This is a genomic window from Ensifer adhaerens, from assembly GCF_028993555.1.
Lineage (GTDB): Bacteria > Pseudomonadota > Alphaproteobacteria > Rhizobiales > Rhizobiaceae > Ensifer > Ensifer adhaerens_I.
In genome coordinates this window covers 1,510,402-1,530,833 of the sequence record NZ_CP118610.1, presented here as the reverse complement: position 1 = coordinate 1,530,833, position 20,432 = coordinate 1,510,402, and the positions used below count along the sequence as shown (strand labels likewise).

The following is a 20,432-nucleotide window of genomic DNA, read 5'->3' as shown; positions in this document are numbered from 1 at the left end:
TGCAGAAGATGCGAATGGCTCTTTTTCTTTTTGCACCTATGTTTCCCCGATGCTCAATCCCAATCCAAGACGGTACCCATGACAAAGGCGGCGCCCATCATCGTCTGGTTCCGCAAGGACCTGCGCCTTGGCGACAACAGGGCTCTTGCAGCCGCGGCCGGTGAAGCTCCCGTCATTCCGCTCTACATCCGGGAACCGGACGAAAGCGGCAACGGTCCGCTTGGGGCCGCGCAGCAATGGTGGCTGCACCATTCGCTGGAAGCGTTGAAGGCTCGACTGGGCCGGCTCGGCTCGCAACTCGTTCTGCGCTTCGGCGAACCGTTGGACGTCCTCAGCGAGGTGGCACGCCTAACCGGGGCGACACGCGTCCATTGGAATCGCCGCTACGACCCGTGTGGCATCACCACTGATACGGCCCTGAAGAAGGCACTCGCGGCGCAGGGCATCGCGGCCGAGAGTTTTGCCGGGCAATTGCTGCACGAACCCATGCGATTGCTGACGACGACCGGCGGCCCCTACCGGGTGTTCACGCCGTTTTGGCGCGCGCTCGAATCGAAGGCTGAGCCGGCTCCACCGATCGACGAGCCGCAAAAGATCGCGGCGCCGGAAACATGGCCCCCGTCAGAACTGCTTGATGCGTGGTCGCTTCTGCCAACGAAACCGAACTGGGCGGCGACGTTCAGCGAGATATGGACGCCGGGGGAACCAGGCGCGACCGCCCGCCTCGACGAGTTTTTCGGCGAGAAGGTTGCAGATTACAAGGTGCGCCGGGATCGTCCAGACGCAGACGGCACATCCCTGCTCTCTCCTCACCTCGCCTTCGGAGAAATCTCGCCAGCGCAGATCTGGCACGCGACGCAGGGCATGCAGACCGATGGCGGTGAAGGCGTTGCCACCTTTCGCAAGGAGATCGCCTGGCGCGAATTCTCCTACCATCTTTTGTTTCATTATCCCGAGCTCCCGCGTCGCAATCTCGATCGCCGGTTCGATCGTTTCCGCTGGCTGGACCAGGAAAGCGATTTTTCGCGCTGGACCAAGGGCCTGACCGGTTTCCCGATCGTCGACGCCGGCATGCGCCAGCTCTGGCGGCATGGCTACATGCACAATCGCGTGCGCATGATTGCCGCCTCCTTCCTCATCAAGGACCTGCTGATCGACTGGCGGAAAGGCGAGCAGTGGTTTCGCGACACCCTCGTGGATGCGGATCCGGCCAACAATGCCGCAAGCTGGCAATGGGTCGCAGGATCCGGTGCGGATGCAGCGCCGTTCTTCCGGATTTTCAATCCCGTACTCCAGGGTGAAAAATTCGACCCGGACGGAGCCTATGTAAAGCGCTTCGTCCCGGAACTTGATCGGCTGGAGCCACGCTACATCCATCGCCCTTTTGCGGCTCCGGCTGCTGTGCTTTCGGCCGCCGGCGTCGAACTCGGCGCCACCTATCCAAAGCCGATGGTCGACCACGCCATGGCGCGGGATCGGGCGCTTGCGGCGTTCCGCGAGATTACAAGCGCGCCGAGAGAACCATAACGGATACAGGTCCCCGGTAGAAATCCACGGTTGGCGTCACGGGCGATTGCAGCTAGGCTCACGTTACGGATGCAACAGCTGAGGGGGTGGTGTATGCGTGAGCTGGAAGCAAGTCTCGCCGCGTTCAACGGCGCACAGGAGCTTTCCGCCGAGAATCTCTCGATGGTCCTTGGGGATTTCCCATTGAAGGCACGCATGGTGCTCAGCGCGCTCGTGCATCTTCAGGCCGGGACATTGATGCTCACGGTCCCGGATGGCCGCAAACTGGTGATCAGGGGCAAGAGAGCGGGCCCAAGCGCGATCCTCACCTTGAACAACTGGAACCTGCCGAAACGCGCCGTGACGGGCGGCACGATCGGAGTTGCCGAAAGCTACATCGACGGCGATTGGGACAGTCCCGATGTCGGTGCTTTTCTCGAACTCTTTCTCGTCAATGCCGAGATCGGCAAACACTTCCCGAACCGGGCGAGCGGCCTGCTCCACATTGCCGAAAAATTCCTGCATTGGCGCAACGCCAATACGAAGTCCGGTGCACGCCGCAACATCTCCGCTCACTACGACCTCGGCAACGCCTTCTACAGCGAATGGCTGGACCCGAGCATGACCTATTCGTCCGCGCTCTACGCTACCGGCGCCAACGATCTTCGCTCTGCGCAGGCGGCCAAATATCGGGCACTCGCAGAAGCCACCAATCTGCGCGCCGGCGACCACGTGCTGGAGATCGGCTGCGGCTGGGGAGGCTTTGCGGAGTTTGCGGCGAGCGAGATCGGCTGCAAGGTGACCGGGTTGACGATCAGCCGCGAGCAACTGGCCTTCGCCCGCGAACGCATCCACCGTGCCGGCCTTGCCGACCGGGTCGAACTGAAATTCCAGGATTACCGCGAGGAAAAGGGCACCTACGACCGCATCGTCTCGATCGAAATGTTCGAGGCGGTCGGTGAAAAATTCTGGGCGACCTATTTCTCGCAGCTCAAGCGATGCCTGAAGCCCGGTGGCAAGGCCGGCCTGCAGATCATCACCATCAAACCCGAAGCCTACGAGGAGTACCGCTCCAATCCGGACTTCATCCAGAAGTACGTTTTCCCGGGCGGAATGCTACCGACGCGCGAACATCTCATCGAGCTTGGCCGCCATGTCGGCCTGCGCATGATCAACGATTTCGGCTTCGGGATCGACTACGCCCGGACACTCGGCGAATGGCGCGAGCGCTTCTGGTCGGTCTGGAACCGGATCGAGCCGCTCGGCTTCGACCTGCGCTTCAAGCGGCTCTGGGAGTTCTATTTCTACTACTGCGAAGCCGGCTTTCGCGCCCGCAACATCGACGTCCGGCAGATCGTCTTCGAATAGGAACACGCATGGCGCGTCTTTACCGCGTCACGCGTAGCGCTTAAGAGGCGGTCGTTCCAAATTCTCTTTTGAAGGTTCCGCATGCGCCTTGCATGGTTTTTCCTCGCGCTCGCCATCGCGACCGAAGTGGTTGGCCTGACGGTGATGAAGGCCGCCTCCTCGAGCGGCTCCTATCTCGGCCACATCGTCATGTATGTGTCGATCGCGCTTTCATACGTGTTCCTGGCCAAGGCCGTGAAGACGATCTCCGTCGGCGTCGCCTATGCGATCTGGGAAGGTTCGGGCGTTGCGATCATCACGCTGGTCTCCGTCTTCGTCTTCGGCCATGTGTTGACCGGACGCGAGATGCTGGGACTTTCGATGGCGATCGTCGGCATACTGCTCGTCAATGCCGGCGAGCGTCACGACGAAGACGAGGCCACGGCGGAAGGAGCAGCCAATGAGCGCGCCTAGCATCTACTTCGCGCTTGCCGTAATGGCGGGCATTCTCGATGTCGCCGCCAACCTCGCCTCGACGAAATCCGAAGGGTTTGCCCGCCGCGGCTGGGGCGCTCTCTCCATCCTGCTGGTGCTTGCGGCCTTTGCGCTGCTTGCCGAGGCGATCAAGGGCATGGAGCTCGCGATCGCCTATGCCGTGCTTGGCGCGACCGGAATCTTCGGAACGGCGATCTGTGGGCGCCTGCTCTTCGGACAGAAGCTGAAGCCGGTCGGCTGGCTTGGGCTTGGCCTCATCTTCGGCGCCGTGCTCGTGCTTCATACCGCCTGACGCCGCCGCTCGCTGGAGCCGGCGTGCTTCTTTGCTTCTCTTGCCTCGGCAACAACACCCGTCAGCCGCCTGACGAGAGCGAAATAGAGACTGTAGGGCAGCAGGCGCATCAGCTTCACCGCATAGGTAAAATACCGCGGGAAGGTGATTTCGAAACGCCTGGACTTCAAACCTGCAACGATGCGATCAGCCGCCTGCTCGGAACTGACAAGAGCCGGGCGCGGAAAGCGGATTCGCGCAGTGCCGGGCGTATCGACAAAGCCGGGGCAGATGATCTGCAGGCGGATGCCGATCCGATCGAGATCAAATTTCAGGCTTTCGGCCATATTGATCAGCGCTGCCTTGGAGGCGCCGTAGGCCGCGCTGGTGGGCAAGCCACCATAACCGGCGACGGAAGACACGATGGCGATGTGGCCGAAGCCCTGCGCCTTCATATGCGCGACGGCCGGCAGCAGACAGTTGACGACCCCGTTGAGATTGACCGCGAAACTCTTCTCGAAGGCTTCACGGTGGAGATCGTCTCCTCGTACGGGGACGGCCACTCCGGCATTGAGGATCACCAATGACAAGTGGCCATGATCGTATTCGATCGCAGCCAACACGCGCTCCATGTCCTTGGGGTCAGTGACGTCTCCGTCGAGAACCGTGATCCGTCCCTCACCCGCAGCCTCGTGCTGCAGGTCCACCAGCTTCTCGTGACTTCTGGCGGTGACGACCACCGAATAGCCTTCACGCACCAACTTGAGTGCCAGCGCGCGCCCGATACCCGCGCTCGCGCCGGTAACCCAGGCCAGTTTCTGTTCGGATTTCACAGACTGAATACTCATCACTCACTCCTCGGCACGCGCCGGGAAACACGCACGCATCTCCTTATGGGCGAAAAAAGACTTGCCCGGCCCTTCATCGCGGCAACGCTCCTTGCCACTGAGCCCCACATGCCTTGGAGACGATTTTTGTTCGGGACAGAGCGGCGGCGAAACGCTATTTCTTGCCTGAAGTGCAGGCTGAGCCGAAAACACGCCAACATTTCGGCGGTCCGGGATCGTTGTCGTTTTTCGTCAGCCGCCGTTCGTATTTCCCTGGTACGTGTCGCCCTGCCCCGGCGCCTGTCCTCAAACACGAGGTTCTGAAAATGGCCATCCTACCGTCCGTCCTCGAAGCGATCGGCAACACACCCTTGATTCGGCTGAAGGCCGTGTCGGAGGCCACGGGCTGCGACATTCTCGGCAAGGCCGAGTTCCTCAATCCGGGGCAATCGGTGAAGGACCGCGCCGCAATCTCCATCATCCGTCACGCGGAACGGAGCGGGCAGTTGCGCCCCGGCGGCGTTATCGTCGAGGGTACGGCCGGCAACACCGGCATCGGGCTGGCGCTCGTCGGCCAGGCGCTTGGCTATCGCACCGTCATTGTCATTCCGGAAACACAGAGTCAGGAGAAGAAGGACGCCCTGCGTCTGCTCGGTGCCGAACTCGTCGAAGTGCCGGCCGTTCCCTACAAGAATCCCAACAACTACGTGAAAATCTCCGGCCGGCTCGCCGAACAACTGGCGAAGACCGAGCCGAACGGCGCCATCTGGGCCAACCAGTTCGACAATGTCGCAAACCGCGACGCGCATGTGGAAACCACGGCGCCGGAGATTTGGCGCGACACGGACGGCAAGGTCGATGGCTTCATCTGCGCCGTCGGCTCCGGCGGCACGCTTGCCGGCGTCGCACAGGGGCTGAAGGCGAAGAACCCCGCGATCAAGATCGGCCTTGCTGATCCGCAGGGCGCCGCGCTTTACAGCTACTACACCAGCGGCGAACTGAAGGCAGAGGGCAGCTCGATCACCGAGGGCATCGGCCAGGGCCGCATCACTGCAAATCTGGAAGGCTTCACGCCTGATTTCTCCTACCAGATTCCCGATTCGGAGGCCGTTCCCTATGTCTTCGACCTGATCGAGCGGGAAGGCATCTGCGTCGGCGGCTCAACAGGCATCAACATTGCTGGTGCCGTTCGTCTCGCCAGGGAGCTCGGTCCGGGACATACGATCGTGACGATCCTCTGCGACTATGGTAACCGCTATCAGTCGAAGCTCTTCAATCCGGACTTCCTCACCTCCAAGGGGCTGCCGGTGCCGACCTGGTTGAAGGCGTCTTCCCACATTGCGGTGCCATACGAATCAGTTGGATAGGAATGCGATGACCAGGACCGTGACTGCCCTTTTTCGAGACGATTTCTACCTCTCGACCTGCGAAGCAAGCGTCACCGGAATCCTGGAAGATGGCGGGATCGAACTGGATCAAACCTGCTTCTACGCGACATCCGGCGGGCAGCCCGGCGACACCGGCTTTCTGGAACGCGCGGACGGCAGCCGGATCGACATCGCGGTCGCCCGTCACGGCGAAACCAAGGATATCATCGTCCATGTGCCGGCTGAGGGACAGCCGGCACCTGATGTCGGCGAAAAGCTCGTCCTGCACATCGACTGGCCGCGCCGCTACCGCCTGATGCGCATGCACACTGCCTGCCATCTGCTCTCGGTGGTCTGCCCCTTCCCGATCACCGGAGCCTCCGTCGGCGAAGACGAGAGCCGTGTCGATTTCGACATGAGCGAGACGATCGACAGGGACGACGTCACGACGGCGCTGATGAAGCTCGTCGAGGAGAATCATCCGGTTTACGTCCAGTGGATCACCGACGAGGAACTCGCCGCCAATCCCGGCATCGTCAAATCGAAGAACGTGCGCCCGCCTGTCGGCCTTGGGCGCGTCAGCCTTGTCTGTATCGGCGAGAATTCCGCGGTCGACAGCCAGCCCTGCGGCGGCACGCATGTGTCGGAAACGCAGGAAGTCGGCGCCATCCACATCGCCAAGATCGAGAAGAAGGGCAAGGAAAACCGCAGGTTCCGTATCCGCTTCGGCACGCCCGAAGATCGCGCATCAGTCTGAGTAGGGAGTTGCCACTGTGACCAACAACAAAAGCGCCTTTGTCGTATCAGCCGATTGGCTGCAGGAGCGGCTCGGCGATCCCTCGATCCGGATCCTCGACGCCGCCTGGTACCTGCCGGCACAAAACCGCAATCCGAAGGCGGAGTACGATGCCGGACACATTCCCGGCGCTGTCTTCTTCGATCAGGATGCGATCGCCGATCACACGAGTGGCCTGCCACACACCCTGCCCTCGCCGGAAGCCTTCGCTGAGGCCGTTGGCGCTCTCGGGGTCAGCGACACGGATACGATCGTCGTCTATGACGGCCCCGGCATCATGACCGCGCCGCGCGTCTGGTGGGAGTTGCGCATCATGGGCGCCGTGAACGTCTTCGTGCTCGATGGCGGCATGGACGGCTGGAACAGGGAAGGACGCCCCATCACTACGGATGTCCCCTCGCCCAAACCGGCGACGTTCAACGCGCGCTTTACGCCTGCGGCGGTCACGTCGCTCGCCGGAATGAAGGACATCGTTGCCAGCGGTTCGGCCCAGATCGCCGATGCCCGCGGTGCTGCCCGCTTCTATGGCGAGGAAGCGGAACCGCGCGCCGGTCTGCGTTCCGGTCACATGCCGGGTGCCCACAGCCTGCCGTCCGGCGTCTTCTCGGAAAACGGGAAGCTCAAGGATGTCGCCGCCTTGCGCCAGACCTTTGCTGATGCCGGCGTCGATCTCTCCAAACCTGTGGTCACCACCTGCGGTTCCGGTGTCACCGCCGCCATCATCACGCTGGCGCTGCAATCGCTCGGCCATACCGACAATACGCTCTATGACGGTTCCTGGTCGGAATGGGGCGGCCTCGCAGACACGACGATCGTCACCGGTCGAGAGTGATATCATGCGCTCGCCGAAGCTCGCCCCCCTGACAGCGCACGTAACCGAACTCGAGATGACGGCGCCGCCCAAGCAGAGCCTGCCGATGCCGGTCAATATCCAGACCGCGATCCTGCGTGTCTCGGATATTCCGCTCAGCTACTATCGCTTCCTGTATCTGCGTGTCGGCCGCCGCTGGCACTGGACCGAGCGACTGCGGATGAGTGACGAGGATCTCGCTGCCGTGCTTGGCGACAAGCGGACGAGTGTCACGGTGCTCTATGTCAACGGCGCACCAGCCGGCTTCTTCGAGTTGCACCAGGGTGAGGACGACGTCGTTGAACTCGTGCATTTCGGACTGATGGAACATGCGCTCGGCCTTGGCCTTGGTAAGTGGTTCCTGCTGCAGACGCTGTTTGCCGCCTGGGCGCTGAACCCGAGCAAGTTGACGGTCACGACCAACAATCTCGACCATCCCCGCGCGCTCCAGCTCTACCAGCAATTCGGATTCTCGCCGGTCGCCACCCGCGAGATTACGGTCGAGCCTTTGACCGACACCGAACTGCTGGCTCTCGCGAAAAATCTCTGACGCATCTCGCCCGGCAAGTTCCGGGTGTCGAAACCTTCGCGACTGGCGCAATCTCCTGATCGAACAATCAAACCGATCAAGGAGATGCGCCATGACGTTGCGCTACATTCCGATGTCCGACGACGAAGCGCGGCGGATCCGAGAAGGCGGACCGGATGCCTATGGCAACCAACCGGAGCGGGAGATTTCCGATGGCGACGGCGTGCCCTGCCGGCACTGCCTGCGCAATGTCGGCGCCGGCGAGCCCTATCTGATCTTTGCGCTGCGCCCATTCTCTTCGTTGCAGCCCTATGCGGAGACCGGTCCGGTGTTCATGCATGCCGAGGAATGTCCGGCGCACGACGGCGATGCGCTACCGCCGATCCTGGCTTCGAGCGTCAGCTATCTGCTGCGCGGCTACGGCGAGAACGAACGGATCGTCTACGGGACCGGCGGTGTCATTCCGACGGAGCAGTTGCAGGCGCGGGCGGAAGAACTGCTGGCACGACCGGACGTTTCGTCGGTTCATGTGCGTTCAGCCAGGAACAATTGCTACCAGTGCCGGATCGAACTGGCCTGATAGCAAGTCGGCCCGGCATTGCTGCCGGGCCAAAGGTATCATCCCGTCAGGCGACGTTCAGGACGGATTCGGGCGCATAGGCGTCGTAGCCCAGCGCTTCGGCGACCGGTGCGTTGGTGACGCGGCCGCGATGCACGTTGAGGCCGGCACGCAGGTGCCGGTCCTCGGCGATCGCCTTCAGGCCCTTGTCCGCGAGTTGCAGGCCGTAGTGAAGCGTGGCGTTGTTCAGCGCATGCGCCGACGTCACCGGCACGGCGCCCGGCATGTTCGCCACGCAGTAGTGCACGATGCCATCGACCTCATAGGTCGGGTCGGAATGCGTCGTGGCATGCGAGGTCTCGAAGCAGCCCCCCTGGTCGATGGCGACGTCGACGATGACGGCCCCCTTCTTCATCCCGGTCAGCATTTCGCGGGTCACGAGCTTCGGCGCAGCAGCTCCCGGGATGAGAACCGCACCGATCACCAGATCGGCCGAGAAAACTTCCTCTTCCAGCGCGTCGATGGTCGAATAGCGCGTGTGGACGCGGCCGGCGAAGAGATCGTCGAGCTGGCGCAGGCGCGGGATCGAGCGATCGATGATCGAGACATCGGCGCCGAGACCGGCCGCCATGCGCGCGGCATGCAGACCGACGACGCCGCCGCCGATGACGGTTACCTTCGCCGGAAGCACGCCGGGAACGCCGCCAAGCAGGATACCGCGGCCGCCATTGGCCTTCTGCAACGAGGTCGCGCCCGCCTGGATTGCCAGGCGCCCGGCAACTTCGGACATCGGCGCAAGCAGCGGCAAGCCACCGCGATCGTCGGTGACGGTTTCATAGGCGATTGCCGTGACACCGGAATTCAGCAGACCCTTGGTCTGTTCCGGATCGGGCGCAAGATGCAGATAGGTATAGAGAATTTGGCCTTCGCGGAGTTGCACCCATTCGGAGGGCTGCGGCTCCTTGACCTTGACGATCATGTCCGACTTTTCGAACACTTCCTTTGCCGTCGCGACAATCTTCGCGCCAGCGGCACGATAAGCATCGTCATCCGCGCCGATCCCTGCCCCGGCCTTGGTTTCCACGATCACCTCGTGGCCATGGGCAACATATTCACGCACCGAGCCGGGCGTCAGGCCGACTCGGTATTCATGGTTTTTGATTTCCTTCGGGCAACCGACACGCATCCTCGCGTTCCTCTCCTGTTATGGGCTTTTCGCCATTTTTGACGAGGCATTCAGCAAAACACGCCGATGATCGAATGTCCTTGCAAAGACGAAATCCGCGGCGCATTGATTTCGAATATTATTGCGCAGAATTATACATAATTGAGGGAAATCACGAGTGAGCGAACTTGATGCCATCGATCATGCGATTCTTCGCATTCTCCAGCAGAATGGACGGATCTCGAATGCCGACCTTGCGGCGAAGGTCGGGCTCTCTCCATCAGCCTGTTCGCGACGGGTCGATATATTGGAGAAATCAGGAACGATTGCCGGCTATCACGCCCGCATCGCTCACAAGGCGCTCGACTACCAGATCATGGTAATCGTCCACATTTCGCTGTCGGGCCAGTTCGCCAAGACGCTTGCCGAGTTCGAAGCGGCGGTGAAGCTCTGTCCGAATGTGCTCGTCTGTTATCTGATGTCGGGCGAGTACGACTACATTCTAAGGGTGGCGGCCAAGGACCTTCAGGACTACGAGCGCATCCACCGTGACTGGCTCTCGGCCCTGCCCCATGTGGTCAAGATCAATTCCAGCTTCTCGCTCCGGGAAATCATCGACCGGCCGAACGTGGGCATCTGACGACGCCTAACGGCCGACGACGCAGTTGCGGCCTCTTCCCTTGGCGGCGTAGAGCCGGAGGTCCCCCTGCGACAGCAGATCCTCGATGGCGGTTCCATCCGTCGGGGTCGACGATAGACCGATGCTTGCGGTCACCGGCCTGCTGTCCGGCGTCGAGAGTTGGTCGGAAATCGCGATCCGGATTTCGTCAGCGCGCCGCAAGGCATCCGAGTGGGTCATTGCGGGGCAAAGGATCACGAACTCTTCGCCGCCATAGCGAAACAACCGGTCGACGGGTCGCAGTTTTGATTTCACTGTCACGACCAGTTGCTGCAGGATACGGTCACCTTCAAGATGGCCGAAGCGATCATTGACGCCCTTGAAATGGTCGACGTCGATGATCATCAGGGTGACGGCAGCATTCTCGCCGTTCGCGCTGCGCAACATCTCCGGCGCTTCGATCTCGAACCGGCTACGATCGAGCGAGCCGGTCAGCGTGTCCTGCCCGGACCGCGACAGCAGATCCTCATAGCGCTCCCGGAACGTCAGCGTGTTGAAGATGTCGCCAAGCGGCCGGTCCGACATCGCCAGCGACGGGTGGCGCGAAAGGTTGAGATAAAGGCCAACTGCGACGGCATAGAACGGTGCGGCCAACATCTTCGCCATCCAGCCGCCCCAGAACACTTCGGCCGGCGCTCCGTTCCACCAGCGGAGTGCGAGATAGAAGGCAGCCTGATCGAATGTCAGCACCGCAATGCCGCAAATCAGGAAACGGATCGTCGCGAAACGCCGCAACCACCGGCCCAGCCGCTCGTAGAGCAGGATGATCATCAGCGAATCGAAATAGAGAATCGTCGTGCCCCAGACCATCAGCCACCCCATCTCGTCGATGAAGGCGATGTCGGCGGAGCGCTCGGCGACGATCGAAACGGTATCGTGCTGGCGCAGCAGAAGGCTCAGCGCAACCGTCAGGAAATTGCCCGCGAGCAAGCCGTAGATCGGCTGGCGAACGGTCGCTGCATCCTCCTTCACATAGAGCAGCAGGATCATCATCAGCTTGCCGGAGAAAAGCACGGCAGAGCCTGGCGAGATCACGCCGAACGGCAATTGCACATAGAAGACAGCGGCGAGGTAGGTCTCGATGAAGTGCATCACGCCGAGTGCGGCGACGAAGACTCCAAGCCCCAGCCGGGCGCGAAGATGCAGCAGCCCGATCATCGCCGTAACGTAGACCAGCGCCTCGCCGACGAAGAGAAGAAGGTTGGCGTTTGGCATGTGCTTGAAAAAGTTCCGTTTCCTGAAGCACGGTTAAACAGGAAGTTTGAAGAAAACTTTAGCGGAGCCGGCGATTGCCAGGCCTGGAAATGCGAAAATCTGCCGCTTTCGGAAATGGCGCCTTTCCGGCATAGTCGCCGCCAACCCACCGTGGTTCGCGTATCAGCGAACAAAACTCCGGATTGCACTCGTCTCGGAAAACCGGGATCCTTGAAAAATGGAGGACCGCATGCAAACGATGACATCCCCGCTCCACCTCACGCGCCGTTCGCTTCTCGCGGGGGCTGCGGCTTCTTCGGCACTCGTCATGCTGCACCCCTTCTCCGTCCGCGCTGCCGCGAACCAGGCGCATCTCAGAATCATGGAAACGACGGACCTGCACGTTCACGTCTTTCCCTACGACTATTACGGCGACAAACCCAACGACACGGTTGGCCTCGCGCGCACTGCCTCGATCATCGACGCGATCCGGGCCGAAGCGACAAACTCCATCCTGGTCGACAATGGCGATTTCCTCCAGGGCAACCCGATGGGCGACTACATTGCCTATCAGCGTGGCATGAAGGACGGTGACATCCACCCCGTCATCGCCGCCATGAACGTGCTCGGCTATGATTGCGGTACGCTCGGCAACCACGAGTTCAACTATGGCCTGGACTTCATGTTCAAGGTCCTGAACGGCGCCAACTTCCCGCTCGTTTGCGCCAACCTGACGAAGGGGACGCTTGCCCCCAATGCGCGCCAGGATGAGCTGTTTCTCAAGCCCTACGTCATTCTCGACCGCAAGGTGAAGGACGGCTCGGGCGCGGAGCAGCAGATCCGTATCGGCCTCATCGGCTTCGTTCCGCCGCAGATCATGACCTGGGACGCGAAGAACCTCGAAGGCAAGGCCAATGCCCGCGATATCGTCAAGGCGGCTGAAGCCTGGGTGCCGCAGATGCGCGAGGAAGGCGCCGACATCGTCGTCGCCCTCTCCCACTCGGGCATCGGCCAGCAGGCCCATGGGGAGAACCTCGAGAACGCGTCGGTCCCCCTTGCGGCGATCGAAGGCATAGACGCGATCGTCACCGGCCATAGCCATCTGGATTTCCCCGGACCGAAGTTCGACGGCATCGCCGGGGTCGACAACACGAAGGGCCTGATCTCCGGAAAGCCCGGCGTCATGGGCGGCTTCTGGGGCTCGCATCTCGGCTTGATCGACCTGCTGGTCGAGCGCGACGGCGGCAAATGGCGTGTCGTCAGCTCGACGAGCGAGGCACGGCCGATCTACCGCCGCGAGGAGAAAAAGGTGATCGCTGAGGTCGCCGACAAGGCGGAGGTCCTGGCTGCGGCACAAAAGGATCACGAGGCAACGCTCACCTATGTGCGCACGCCCGTCGGCAAGACCAGTGCGCCGCTCTATTCCTACTTCGCTCTGGTCGCCGACGACCCGTCCGTGCAGATCGTCAGCCAGGCGCAGACCTGGTACATCAAGGACATGCTGAAGGAGACCGAGTACCGCGACCTGCCGGTGCTTTCGGCGGCGGCACCCTTCAAGGCCGGCGGCCGTGGCGGCGCGGACTACTATACCGACGTGCCCGCTGGCGATATTGCGATCAAGAACGTCGCCGACCTCTATCTCTATCCGAACACCGTGCAGGCCGTGGTCATTAGCGGCGACCAGGTGCGAAACTGGCTGGAAATGTCAGCCGGCATCTTCAACGAGGTCAAACCCGGCGCCTCCGACGCTCCGTTGATCAACGGTGGGTTTCCCTCCTACAATTTCGACGTCATCGACGGCGTTACCTACCAGATCGACCTTTCCGTGCCGCCGAAGTTCGACAAGGACGGCAACACGATCAATGCGTCGTCAAACCGCATCAAGAACCTGCAGTTCGATGGCAAACCGATTGATCCGGCGCAGAAATTCGTCGTCGCGACCAACAACTACCGGGCGGGCGGCGGCGGCAATTTCCCCGACATCGCTGCCGACAAGGTGGTGTTCGTCGCCCCCGACACCAACCGTGACGTGGTCGTGCGCTACATCATCGACCAGGGCACGATCAACCCATCGGCCGACGCCAACTGGACCTTCGTACCGCTCGCCAGTACGAGCGTGACCTTCGACAGCGGCCCCAAGGCCCGGCAGTTCCTGGCGCAAGTGAAGGGCGTGACGATCGAGGATGCCGGTGACGCCGCAGAGGGCTTTGCCCGCTTCCGGATCAAGCTCTGAGTTTCTGACAAGCCAAGATCGGGCCGCCGTCAGTGGCGGCCGATCACTTTGAATGAACGATGAAGGCTCAAGTGATCAGGCGATCCTCACGCGGGCCGCCGAAAGCCAACACGCGACGTTAAGAACGCTCGCCAACTACCTGACAAATCTGGTTAAGTCTCAGTCGGCGACCGATCAGACCTGGCGCGACTGGGCGTCGTCGGAAAACAGCGACGGGCCGGTCTGGTCGATGATCTGGCGTCCCTTGCGCAGGGTTGCGTCGATCGCGTCCTGCTCAGAGGTGAAGAGATCAGCGCGAATGAAACTGCGGATCTTGGCACCGCCATCGGCCGTGGCCTTCTCGATGCTACCAGCCAGGCGAAACTGCGAGCCTTCGCGCATGGGCGTCGCGCGGATGGTGCATTCGGCATAGGCCTCGGTCTTGCCGGGCGCAGCCTGCGTCTGGATTTCAGAGGAGCCCGAACGGCCGAACAATTTCGAAAAAAACGATGCCATGAGCAAGACTTAGACGCGGCGGCCGACACTGTCAAAGCCTAAGTGCCGATAATCGACCGCAGCACCCTGATCCCGATTAGATGATGAGATTGGAGAGGATCTCGTTCTCGGTGATGTCCTGGTAGCGAAGCCCCGCGGCGTCGAAGCGTGCCGTCAACACCGGGAAGTTCTCGGCGTGCTTGGTCTCGATGCCGATCAGAATCGAGCCGAAGTTGCGCGCCGATTTCTTCAGGTACTCGAAGCGTGAGATGTCGTCTTCGTCACCGAGCAGATTGAGGAAATCGCGAAGCGCGCCGGGCCTCTGGGCCATGCGCAGGATGAAGTACTTCTTCAGCCCGGCATGGCGCATTGCCCGCTCCTTGACGTCGGGCAGACGGTCGAAATCGAAATTGCCACCAGAAACGACGGCGACCACCGTCTTGCCCGCGAGTTTCTCGGGGCCGAGCACTTCCAGGGCTGCAACCGAAAGCGCCCCTGCCGGTTCCAGCACCACACCCTCGACATTCAGCATGTCGACGATCGTCAGGCAGATCGCATTCTCCGCCAAAAGCATCACCTGATCGGCGGAAAAGCGCCGAAGCGCCGCAAAATTGAGATCGCCAATCCGTCCGACGGCGGCGCCGTCGACAAAGTTGTCGACCTGATCAAGGGTCACGACGCTGCCGGTTTCGAGGCTTTCGCGCAGGCTGGGGGCACCGACGGGTTCGCAGAAGATGAAATGATCCGCTGCAACCACATCCTTGAGATATCCCGTCACGCCGGCAGCAAGACCACCACCGCCAACGGGCAGGACAACGAGATCAGGCGTGACGCCGTCAGGCAGTTGCCAGGCAATTTCAGCAGCCACGCTTGCCTGGCCTTCGATGATATCGGCATGATCGAAGGGCGGCACCATGATGCCGGCGATCGCTTCGACGTGATCGCGGGCCGCCTTGTAGCATTGGTCGAAAATGTCGCCCACGAGGCGGATGGTGATGAATTCGCCGCCGAACATGCGGGTCTTGTCGATTTTCTGCTGCGGCGTGGTCACCGGCATGAAAACGACGCCCGGCACGCCGAAATGACGGCAGACAAAGGCAAAACCCTGGGCGTGGTTGCCGGCCGAGGCGCAGACGAAAGTCTTGCCGGAAGCACCGGTGCCAAGCGCCTTGCGGAAGAAGTTGAAGGCGCCGCGGATCTTGTAGGAACGGACCGGCGACAGGTCCTCGCGCTTGAGGTAGATGTTGGCGCCGTAGCGGGCGCTCAAGTGCTCGTTGAGCTGCAGCGGCGTCGGCGGGAAGATCTCCCGCAAGGCTTCGGTTGCGGCTTCAACATCCTGCTTCATCACTGCGGTCTTCCGTTGAGTTGGTCGATGGCTGTGGCTATTGCACATTGCAACGCACGAAGCCATCGCTTTGACTCGAATCGGACCGCCGTGAACAATGCCGCCGCATCTCCTTCGGCCGGGACGCCCGCAACACTTTCCGGGAATTTGAACGCTTGAACGCAACTCTGATCCGGCATGCTGTGCATATCGCGGCAATCCTCGGCATCTATCTCGCATGCGCGATGCTGGTGCCGGCGATGGTTGATCTCTACTACGGCCATCCCGACTGGCAGATCTTCGCCGCGTCTGCCTTCATGGTCGGCGGACTGTCGCTTGCAACTTTCATGGCGACCCGCATGGGTCCGCCGCCGTTCTCCAAGAAATTCGGTTTCGTCCTGGTCAATCTCTTGTGGGCCGTCTTTTCCGTGGTCGGGGCAATCCCGCTCTGGCTGTCGTCGCTCAAGCTCGACTTTGCCCAGGCGCTTTTCGAATCCGTCTCGGCAATCACCACCACCGGCGGCACCGTCATCGTCGGTCTCGACGACGCGCCGCCGGGACTGCTCGTCTGGCGTTCGCTGCTCTGCTGGCTCGGCGGCATCGGTATCGTCGTGCTCGGCCTCTTCATCATCCCCTATCTCAGGGTCGGCGGGATGTCCTTCTTCAAGATGGAATCCTCCGATACCGGCGACAAACCGTTTGCGCGTCTCGCCAGTTTCAGCCGTGCCTTTCTGGTGATCTACATCGTCATCACGTTGCTCTGTACGATTGGCTACTATCTGACGGGCATGAACCGCTTCGACGCGATCAACCACGCGATGTCGACGGTCGCGACCGGTGGCTTTTCCACCCATGATGCGTCCTTCGCCTATTTCGGCAGCATCCCGCTGCTGTGGACGGCAACCTTCTTCATGGCGCTTTGCAGCCTGCCCTTCTCGATCCTTATCGTGCTGGTGGCGCGCGGCCGTCTCGACGCGCTGCGCGATCCACAGATCATCGTCTTTCTCGGCTATCTCTCGGCCTTCTCGATCGCGGTCGCCATCTATCATCGCCTGGTGAATGGCGTCGAATTTCACCTGGCGCTGGCGCATTCCTTCTTCAACATCACCTCGATCCTTTCGACCAGCGGCTATGCCAGTCAGGACTACAGCCTCTGGGGGCCCTTCGCAGTCATGGCTGCCTTCGTCGCCACCTTCATGGGCGGCTGTTCCGGATCGACCGCAGGCGGCATCAAGGCCTATCGCTTCATCGTGCTCTTCAACGCGATCCGCTCGGGGCTAAACAAACTCGTCTATCCCAATGCGATCTACGCCGTGCGCTATGGCGACAACACCGTCGATGCCGATACGCAGCGGGCCATCTTCCTGTTCTTCATCACCTACATCCTGCTCTGGGTGTTCGGCAGCCTCGCCATGGGTGCACTCGGCTATGACCTGGTCACCGCGACATCCGCAGTCATCACCTGTCTTTCCAATGTCGGCCCCGGGCTTGGCCCCATCATCGGCCCGGCCGGCAACTTCTCCACGCTCGGCGATCCAGAACTCTACCTTCTGTCGCTGATGATGCTGCTCGGCCGCCTGGAAGTGTTGACGGTGCTGGTGATCCTGACGCCGGTGTTCTGGAAGCATTGACCATTGGCCGACAGGCCCTATCGTCTTGACTTGGTGTGGCAGATGCCGAAAGTCGGTGTCATCCGGCGATGGGGGAACGTCATGGTGAAACTTATGCTTCTTCTGGCGACGCTGAGCGCCGCCACGACACTATCTGGAAACTCCATCGCCCATGCCGGGCCTCTCACCGATGCGGCAGCGCAGGCGGAGAAACTTGCCGCTTCGGGCGATGCGGCAAAGGCGCGAGACCTGCTTCTCAAGGCCATGAGCGACTTCTCGCAAACGCTGCCCTTCGCGATCGGCAAGGCGATCTTCGTTTCCAAGCAGCCGACTGGTTATGCGATGTACCAGCCGCGGGACGGTTCTGTCTTCAAGGAGGGAGAGTCGCTGATCTCTTACATCGAGCCCATCGGCCTCTCCTGGAAGGATGCCAAAGAGAAGGGCAAGCTCGAGAGCCACTTCACCGTCGATTTCGATATCCTCAACCCGAAGGGTGACGTGCTCGCCGGGCAGAAGGCCTTCGGCGACTTCACCTTCACCGGTTACCTCAGAAACCAGGAAATCTATGCGACGCTGACCATCGATGTTTCCGGCGCGCCGGCCGGGGACTATGTGCTTCGCTTCCACTTCAACGACATCAATAGCGGCAAGAGCGCCAGCGTTGACCAGCCATTCAAGATAGCCGGACCGTAAGACCATGCCTGATGCAATAACGACTGTTGGTTTCGATGCCGACGATACCCTTTGGCAGAACGAACAGTTCTTTCGCCTGACCGAGGCACGCTTCGCCGAACTTCTCAGCCCCCACACGGACACCGAACACCTCTCCGAACGGCTGCTTGCCGCGGAAAAGCGCAATCTCGGTCTCTATGGTTTCGGCATAAAGGGTTTTGTGCTCTCGATGGTCGAGACCGCGGTGGATGTGACGGACGGCAAAGTCCCCTCTTCCGTGATCGCCGAGATCCTCGCGGCCGGCCGCGACATGCTCGTCCATCCCGTTGAACCGCTGCCCCATGTCAAGGAAACGCTCGACGCGCTTCACGGCCAATTTCGTCTCGTCATGATCACCAAAGGCGACCTCTTCGACCAGGAGCGCAAGCTCGCCGCCTCCGGCCTTGGCGACTATTTCGACGCCGTCGAGATCGTCAGCGACAAGAATGCGAGCACCTATGAGCGCATCTTCAGGCGCCACGGCGACGGCGCACCCAAAAGCCTGATGGTCGGCAATTCGCTGAAGTCCGACGTCGTGCCCGCCCTCGATGCGGGCAGTTGGGCTGTCTATGTGCCTCACGCTTTGACTTGGGCCTTCGAGCATCACGACAAACCCGAGAGCCATCCGCGCTTCCGCGAGATCAACGACCTCGCTGGCCTAGCCGAGCTCGTTCGTGCTTTGAGGGACTGACCACCGCTCTCATCAGGTCGCCGGACGACAAGCGACGAGTGCGGGCGACGGGGGTCGAACCCAGCCAATGCCGAGGGATTTAAGTCCCTTGCACCGCTCAAGGCGCCTTGGCGTCAAGCTCCTCGCGAACCCGACAATCGCCGGCGCCCCGTCCCAAGCGGCGTGCCCGATTTTTGCGGACCGTTCGAAATCCGAGACACCATCCTCTTGACGCGGCAGTCCAAGTGATTGATCTAGGGATCATGCGGGCGTGGCGAAACTGGTAGACGCAAGGGACTTAAAATCCCTCGGCCTTGGCTGTACGGGTTCGACCCCCGTCGCCCGCACCAGACAAACGGCTTTTTGGATCATTCGGCGGCGGGCGTCTGACTGTCACTCTGCAGCGACAGGTTCACGCCGGAAAGAAGGGCCGCTCAGCTGTTGTAGTAGTAGCAATCGCATTCGGCCTGGTAGGCATCGTCGTGCCATACCCGGACGGCGAGCTTCGTTGCGCATCCCTGGTTCTCCAGCCTGAGGCCGAGAAGGGAGACCGCTGCCGCCTTGGAATTGGGGGCGTCCACCTCGATTGCCGATCCGACCTGGTGGACTCCCTGCCGCGGGGTCCAGGTGAAGATCTGAACGCTATAGTGCATCGAATATCCTCCGTGGAGAGATGGTGTGCACGCAATACTCTTACGCTCGTGTTCGGATTGAGCCAGTTGCCTTGAAGCGAATTAGCCGTCGTCTACGGTCGCTTCCGGCCGATCGCCGCCGTCTGTGTGCTCGAAGTGCCAGTGACCTTCTTCATCCTGGAAACTGATATCTTCGTCGTCGCCGCCGACCTGTTGTTCGGCGGCGGCAGCCTTGGCTGCGGCTAGTGCCATCTCGCGGCTGGGAAAGGGTTCCGAATAAGCGTCGGCGGCCTTATAGGCCCATCCTCCGTCATGAGGAACGATGGTGTAAGTAATCCGCGCCATACTTCCCTCCCAACAGTCCGAAAACGCTTCGGTCTTCGGCGGGCCGTTGCCGCACGGCCCTTCTTTCCTCCTCGTCAAAGGCATGCTCATGCCGAACGCCGCGGATATTACCACAGGTGCGGTGCGAATTGCCACCTTCGCGAATCACTCGCAAACGCGTGCCCGGAATCAAAAAGGCGGCCCCTCGCGGAGCCGCCCTTGATCAAGAAATCCAATATCTTAAAGCGATCAGCCGGCGAGCTTCGCCGCGATCGCGGCGACATGTGCGCCCTGGAAACGAGCGGCTTCGAGTTCAACCTCGGAGGGCTGGCGCGAACCGTCACCGCCGGTGATCGTCGAGGCGCCGTAGGGCGAGCCGCCCTTGATCTCGTCGACCCCCATCTGGCCCTGGAAGGCATAGGGAAGACCAACGACGACCATGCCGTGGTGCATCAAGGTCGGGATGAAGCCGAGGATCGTCGACTCCTGGCCGCCGTGCTGCGTCGCGGAGGACGTGAAGACCGAGCCGACCTTGCCGACCAGCTTGCCCTTGGCCCACAGGCTGCCGGTCTGGTCGATGAAGTTGCGCATCTGCGAGGCAACGGTGCCGTAGCGCGTGCCGGCGCCGAAGATGATCGCGTCATACTGCGCAAGTTCTTCGACGGTGGCGATCGGTGCTGCCTGATCCAGCTTGTAGTACGAGGCCTTGGCGACTTCTTCCGACACGAGTTCGGGAACGCGCTTCACGTCCACTTCGGCGCCAGCCGATTTCGCGCCTTCGGCGACCGCATAGGCCATCGTTTCGACGTGTCCGTATGCCGAATAATAAAGAACAAGAACCTTGGCCATAAAATGCTCCTTTGGATTCA

General features: G+C 61.3%; 22 protein-coding genes and 1 tRNA gene. 15 read left to right on the top strand and 8 right to left on the bottom strand.

The window, feature by feature from the left end; translation table 11 throughout:
- Positions 1-78: 78 nt before the first annotated feature.
- From PWG15_RS07470 to PWG15_RS07455, 4 genes are all read left to right on the top strand, one after another.
- Positions 79-1,527, top strand: a complete 1,449-nt coding sequence (locus PWG15_RS07470; RefSeq protein WP_275023774.1) for a cryptochrome/photolyase family protein — start codon at positions 79-81, stop codon at positions 1,525-1,527.
- A 93-nt stretch (positions 1,528-1,620) separates the two neighbouring features.
- Positions 1,621-2,874: an SAM-dependent methyltransferase gene (locus tag PWG15_RS07465; RefSeq protein ID WP_275023773.1), complete on the top strand. Its 1,254-nt coding sequence runs from the start codon at positions 1,621-1,623 to the stop codon at positions 2,872-2,874.
- Between the two features lie 81 nt (positions 2,875-2,955).
- Complete coding sequence (locus PWG15_RS07460; protein ID WP_275023772.1) at positions 2,956-3,327, top strand: SMR family transporter; 372 nt, start codon at positions 2,956-2,958, stop codon at positions 3,325-3,327.
- Positions 3,314-3,640 carry an SMR family transporter gene (locus tag PWG15_RS07455; protein ID WP_275023771.1) on the top strand — a complete coding sequence of 109 codons (327 nt, stop codon included), beginning with the start codon at positions 3,314-3,316 and terminating at the stop codon, positions 3,638-3,640. The genes PWG15_RS07460 and PWG15_RS07455 overlap by 14 nt, the downstream gene beginning before the upstream one ends.
- On the opposite strand, the gene PWG15_RS07450 is transcribed toward PWG15_RS07455, so the two are convergent.
- Positions 3,628-4,467, bottom strand: a complete 840-nt coding sequence (locus PWG15_RS07450; RefSeq protein WP_275023770.1) for an SDR family NAD(P)-dependent oxidoreductase — start codon at positions 4,465-4,467, stop codon at positions 3,628-3,630. The two genes, PWG15_RS07455 and PWG15_RS07450, sit on opposite strands and share 13 nt — an antisense overlap.
- Positions 4,468-4,772: 305 nt before the next feature.
- Here PWG15_RS07450 and PWG15_RS07445 point away from each other — a divergent pair, with 305 nt between their 5' ends.
- From PWG15_RS07445 to PWG15_RS07425, 5 genes are all read left to right on the top strand, one after another.
- The gene (locus tag PWG15_RS07445; protein ID WP_275023769.1) at positions 4,773-5,813 is read left to right on the top strand and encodes a cysteine synthase A; all 1,041 of its coding nucleotides are present in this window, start codon (positions 4,773-4,775) and stop codon (positions 5,811-5,813) included.
- A 7-nt stretch (positions 5,814-5,820) separates the two neighbouring features.
- The gene (locus PWG15_RS07440) at positions 5,821-6,570 is read left to right on the top strand and encodes an alanyl-tRNA editing protein (protein WP_275023768.1); all 750 of its coding nucleotides are present in this window, start codon (positions 5,821-5,823) and stop codon (positions 6,568-6,570) included.
- Positions 6,571-6,586: 16 nt separating this feature from the next.
- Positions 6,587-7,441 carry a 3-mercaptopyruvate sulfurtransferase gene (sseA, locus tag PWG15_RS07435; protein ID WP_275023767.1) on the top strand — a complete coding sequence of 285 codons (855 nt, stop codon included), beginning with the start codon at positions 6,587-6,589 and terminating at the stop codon, positions 7,439-7,441.
- Between the two features lie 4 nt (positions 7,442-7,445).
- On the top strand, positions 7,446-8,009 hold the full coding sequence (locus PWG15_RS07430; RefSeq protein ID WP_275023766.1) for a GNAT family N-acetyltransferase: 564 nt from the start codon (positions 7,446-7,448) through the stop codon (positions 8,007-8,009).
- A 91-nt stretch (positions 8,010-8,100) separates the two neighbouring features.
- Complete coding sequence (locus tag PWG15_RS07425; protein WP_275023765.1) at positions 8,101-8,568, top strand: DUF1203 domain-containing protein; 468 nt, start codon at positions 8,101-8,103, stop codon at positions 8,566-8,568.
- A 46-nt stretch (positions 8,569-8,614) separates the two neighbouring features.
- Here PWG15_RS07425 and ald read toward each other — a convergent pair whose 3' ends face one another.
- The gene (gene ald, locus PWG15_RS07420; RefSeq protein ID WP_275023764.1) at positions 8,615-9,733 is read right to left on the bottom strand and encodes an alanine dehydrogenase; all 1,119 of its coding nucleotides are present in this window, start codon (positions 9,731-9,733) and stop codon (positions 8,615-8,617) included.
- 157 nt (positions 9,734-9,890) lie between these two features.
- Between ald and PWG15_RS07415 the strand changes: the two genes are divergently transcribed.
- Entirely contained in the window at positions 9,891-10,352 is a 462-nt protein-coding gene (locus tag PWG15_RS07415) for an Lrp/AsnC family transcriptional regulator (protein ID WP_034791115.1), read from the top strand.
- Positions 10,353-10,358: 6 nt separating this feature from the next.
- Here the strand turns inward: PWG15_RS07415 and PWG15_RS07410 are convergent, their stop codons facing one another.
- Positions 10,359-11,606, bottom strand: a complete 1,248-nt coding sequence (locus PWG15_RS07410; protein ID WP_275023763.1) for a GGDEF domain-containing protein — start codon at positions 11,604-11,606, stop codon at positions 10,359-10,361.
- Between the two features lie 238 nt (positions 11,607-11,844).
- Between PWG15_RS07410 and PWG15_RS07405 the strand changes: the two genes are divergently transcribed.
- Positions 11,845-13,818 (top strand): bifunctional 2',3'-cyclic-nucleotide 2'-phosphodiesterase/3'-nucleotidase, encoded by a 1,974-nt coding sequence (locus tag PWG15_RS07405; RefSeq protein WP_275024377.1) that lies wholly within the window; start codon positions 11,845-11,847, stop codon positions 13,816-13,818.
- A gap of 174 nt (positions 13,819-13,992) precedes the next feature.
- Here PWG15_RS07405 and PWG15_RS07400 read toward each other — a convergent pair whose 3' ends face one another.
- Positions 13,993-14,313: an HlyU family transcriptional regulator gene (locus PWG15_RS07400; RefSeq protein ID WP_275023762.1), complete on the bottom strand. Its 321-nt coding sequence runs from the start codon at positions 14,311-14,313 to the stop codon at positions 13,993-13,995.
- A gap of 76 nt (positions 14,314-14,389) precedes the next feature.
- Positions 14,390-15,637: a threonine ammonia-lyase gene (gene ilvA, locus PWG15_RS07395; RefSeq protein WP_275023761.1), complete on the bottom strand. Its 1,248-nt coding sequence runs from the start codon at positions 15,635-15,637 to the stop codon at positions 14,390-14,392.
- A 155-nt stretch (positions 15,638-15,792) separates the two neighbouring features.
- Here ilvA and PWG15_RS07390 point away from each other — a divergent pair, with 155 nt between their 5' ends.
- From PWG15_RS07390 to PWG15_RS07375, 4 genes are all read left to right on the top strand, one after another.
- Entirely contained in the window at positions 15,793-17,247 is a 1,455-nt protein-coding gene (locus PWG15_RS07390) for a TrkH family potassium uptake protein (protein ID WP_275023760.1), read from the top strand.
- 81 nt (positions 17,248-17,328) lie between these two features.
- The gene (locus tag PWG15_RS07385) at positions 17,329-17,919 is read left to right on the top strand and encodes a hypothetical protein (RefSeq protein WP_275023759.1); all 591 of its coding nucleotides are present in this window, start codon (positions 17,329-17,331) and stop codon (positions 17,917-17,919) included.
- A 4-nt stretch (positions 17,920-17,923) separates the two neighbouring features.
- On the top strand, positions 17,924-18,628 hold the full coding sequence (locus tag PWG15_RS07380; RefSeq protein WP_275023758.1) for an HAD family hydrolase: 705 nt from the start codon (positions 17,924-17,926) through the stop codon (positions 18,626-18,628).
- A gap of 244 nt (positions 18,629-18,872) precedes the next feature.
- A tRNA-Leu gene (locus PWG15_RS07375) sits at positions 18,873-18,957 on the top strand.
- A gap of 84 nt (positions 18,958-19,041) precedes the next feature.
- Here PWG15_RS07375 and PWG15_RS07370 read toward each other — a convergent pair.
- The 3 genes from PWG15_RS07370 to wrbA all read right to left on the bottom strand — a co-directional run bounded on the left by PWG15_RS07370 (position 19,042) and on the right by wrbA (position 20,412).
- Complete coding sequence (locus PWG15_RS07370) at positions 19,042-19,260, bottom strand: hypothetical protein (protein WP_077961275.1); 219 nt, start codon at positions 19,258-19,260, stop codon at positions 19,042-19,044.
- 81 nt (positions 19,261-19,341) lie between these two features.
- Complete coding sequence (locus tag PWG15_RS07365) at positions 19,342-19,584, bottom strand: DUF2188 domain-containing protein (RefSeq protein WP_113537144.1); 243 nt, start codon at positions 19,582-19,584, stop codon at positions 19,342-19,344.
- A 228-nt stretch (positions 19,585-19,812) separates the two neighbouring features.
- Positions 19,813-20,412 carry an NAD(P)H:quinone oxidoreductase gene (gene wrbA, locus PWG15_RS07360; protein WP_275023757.1) on the bottom strand — a complete coding sequence of 200 codons (600 nt, stop codon included), beginning with the start codon at positions 20,410-20,412 and terminating at the stop codon, positions 19,813-19,815.
- Positions 20,413-20,432: the final 20 nt, after the last annotated feature.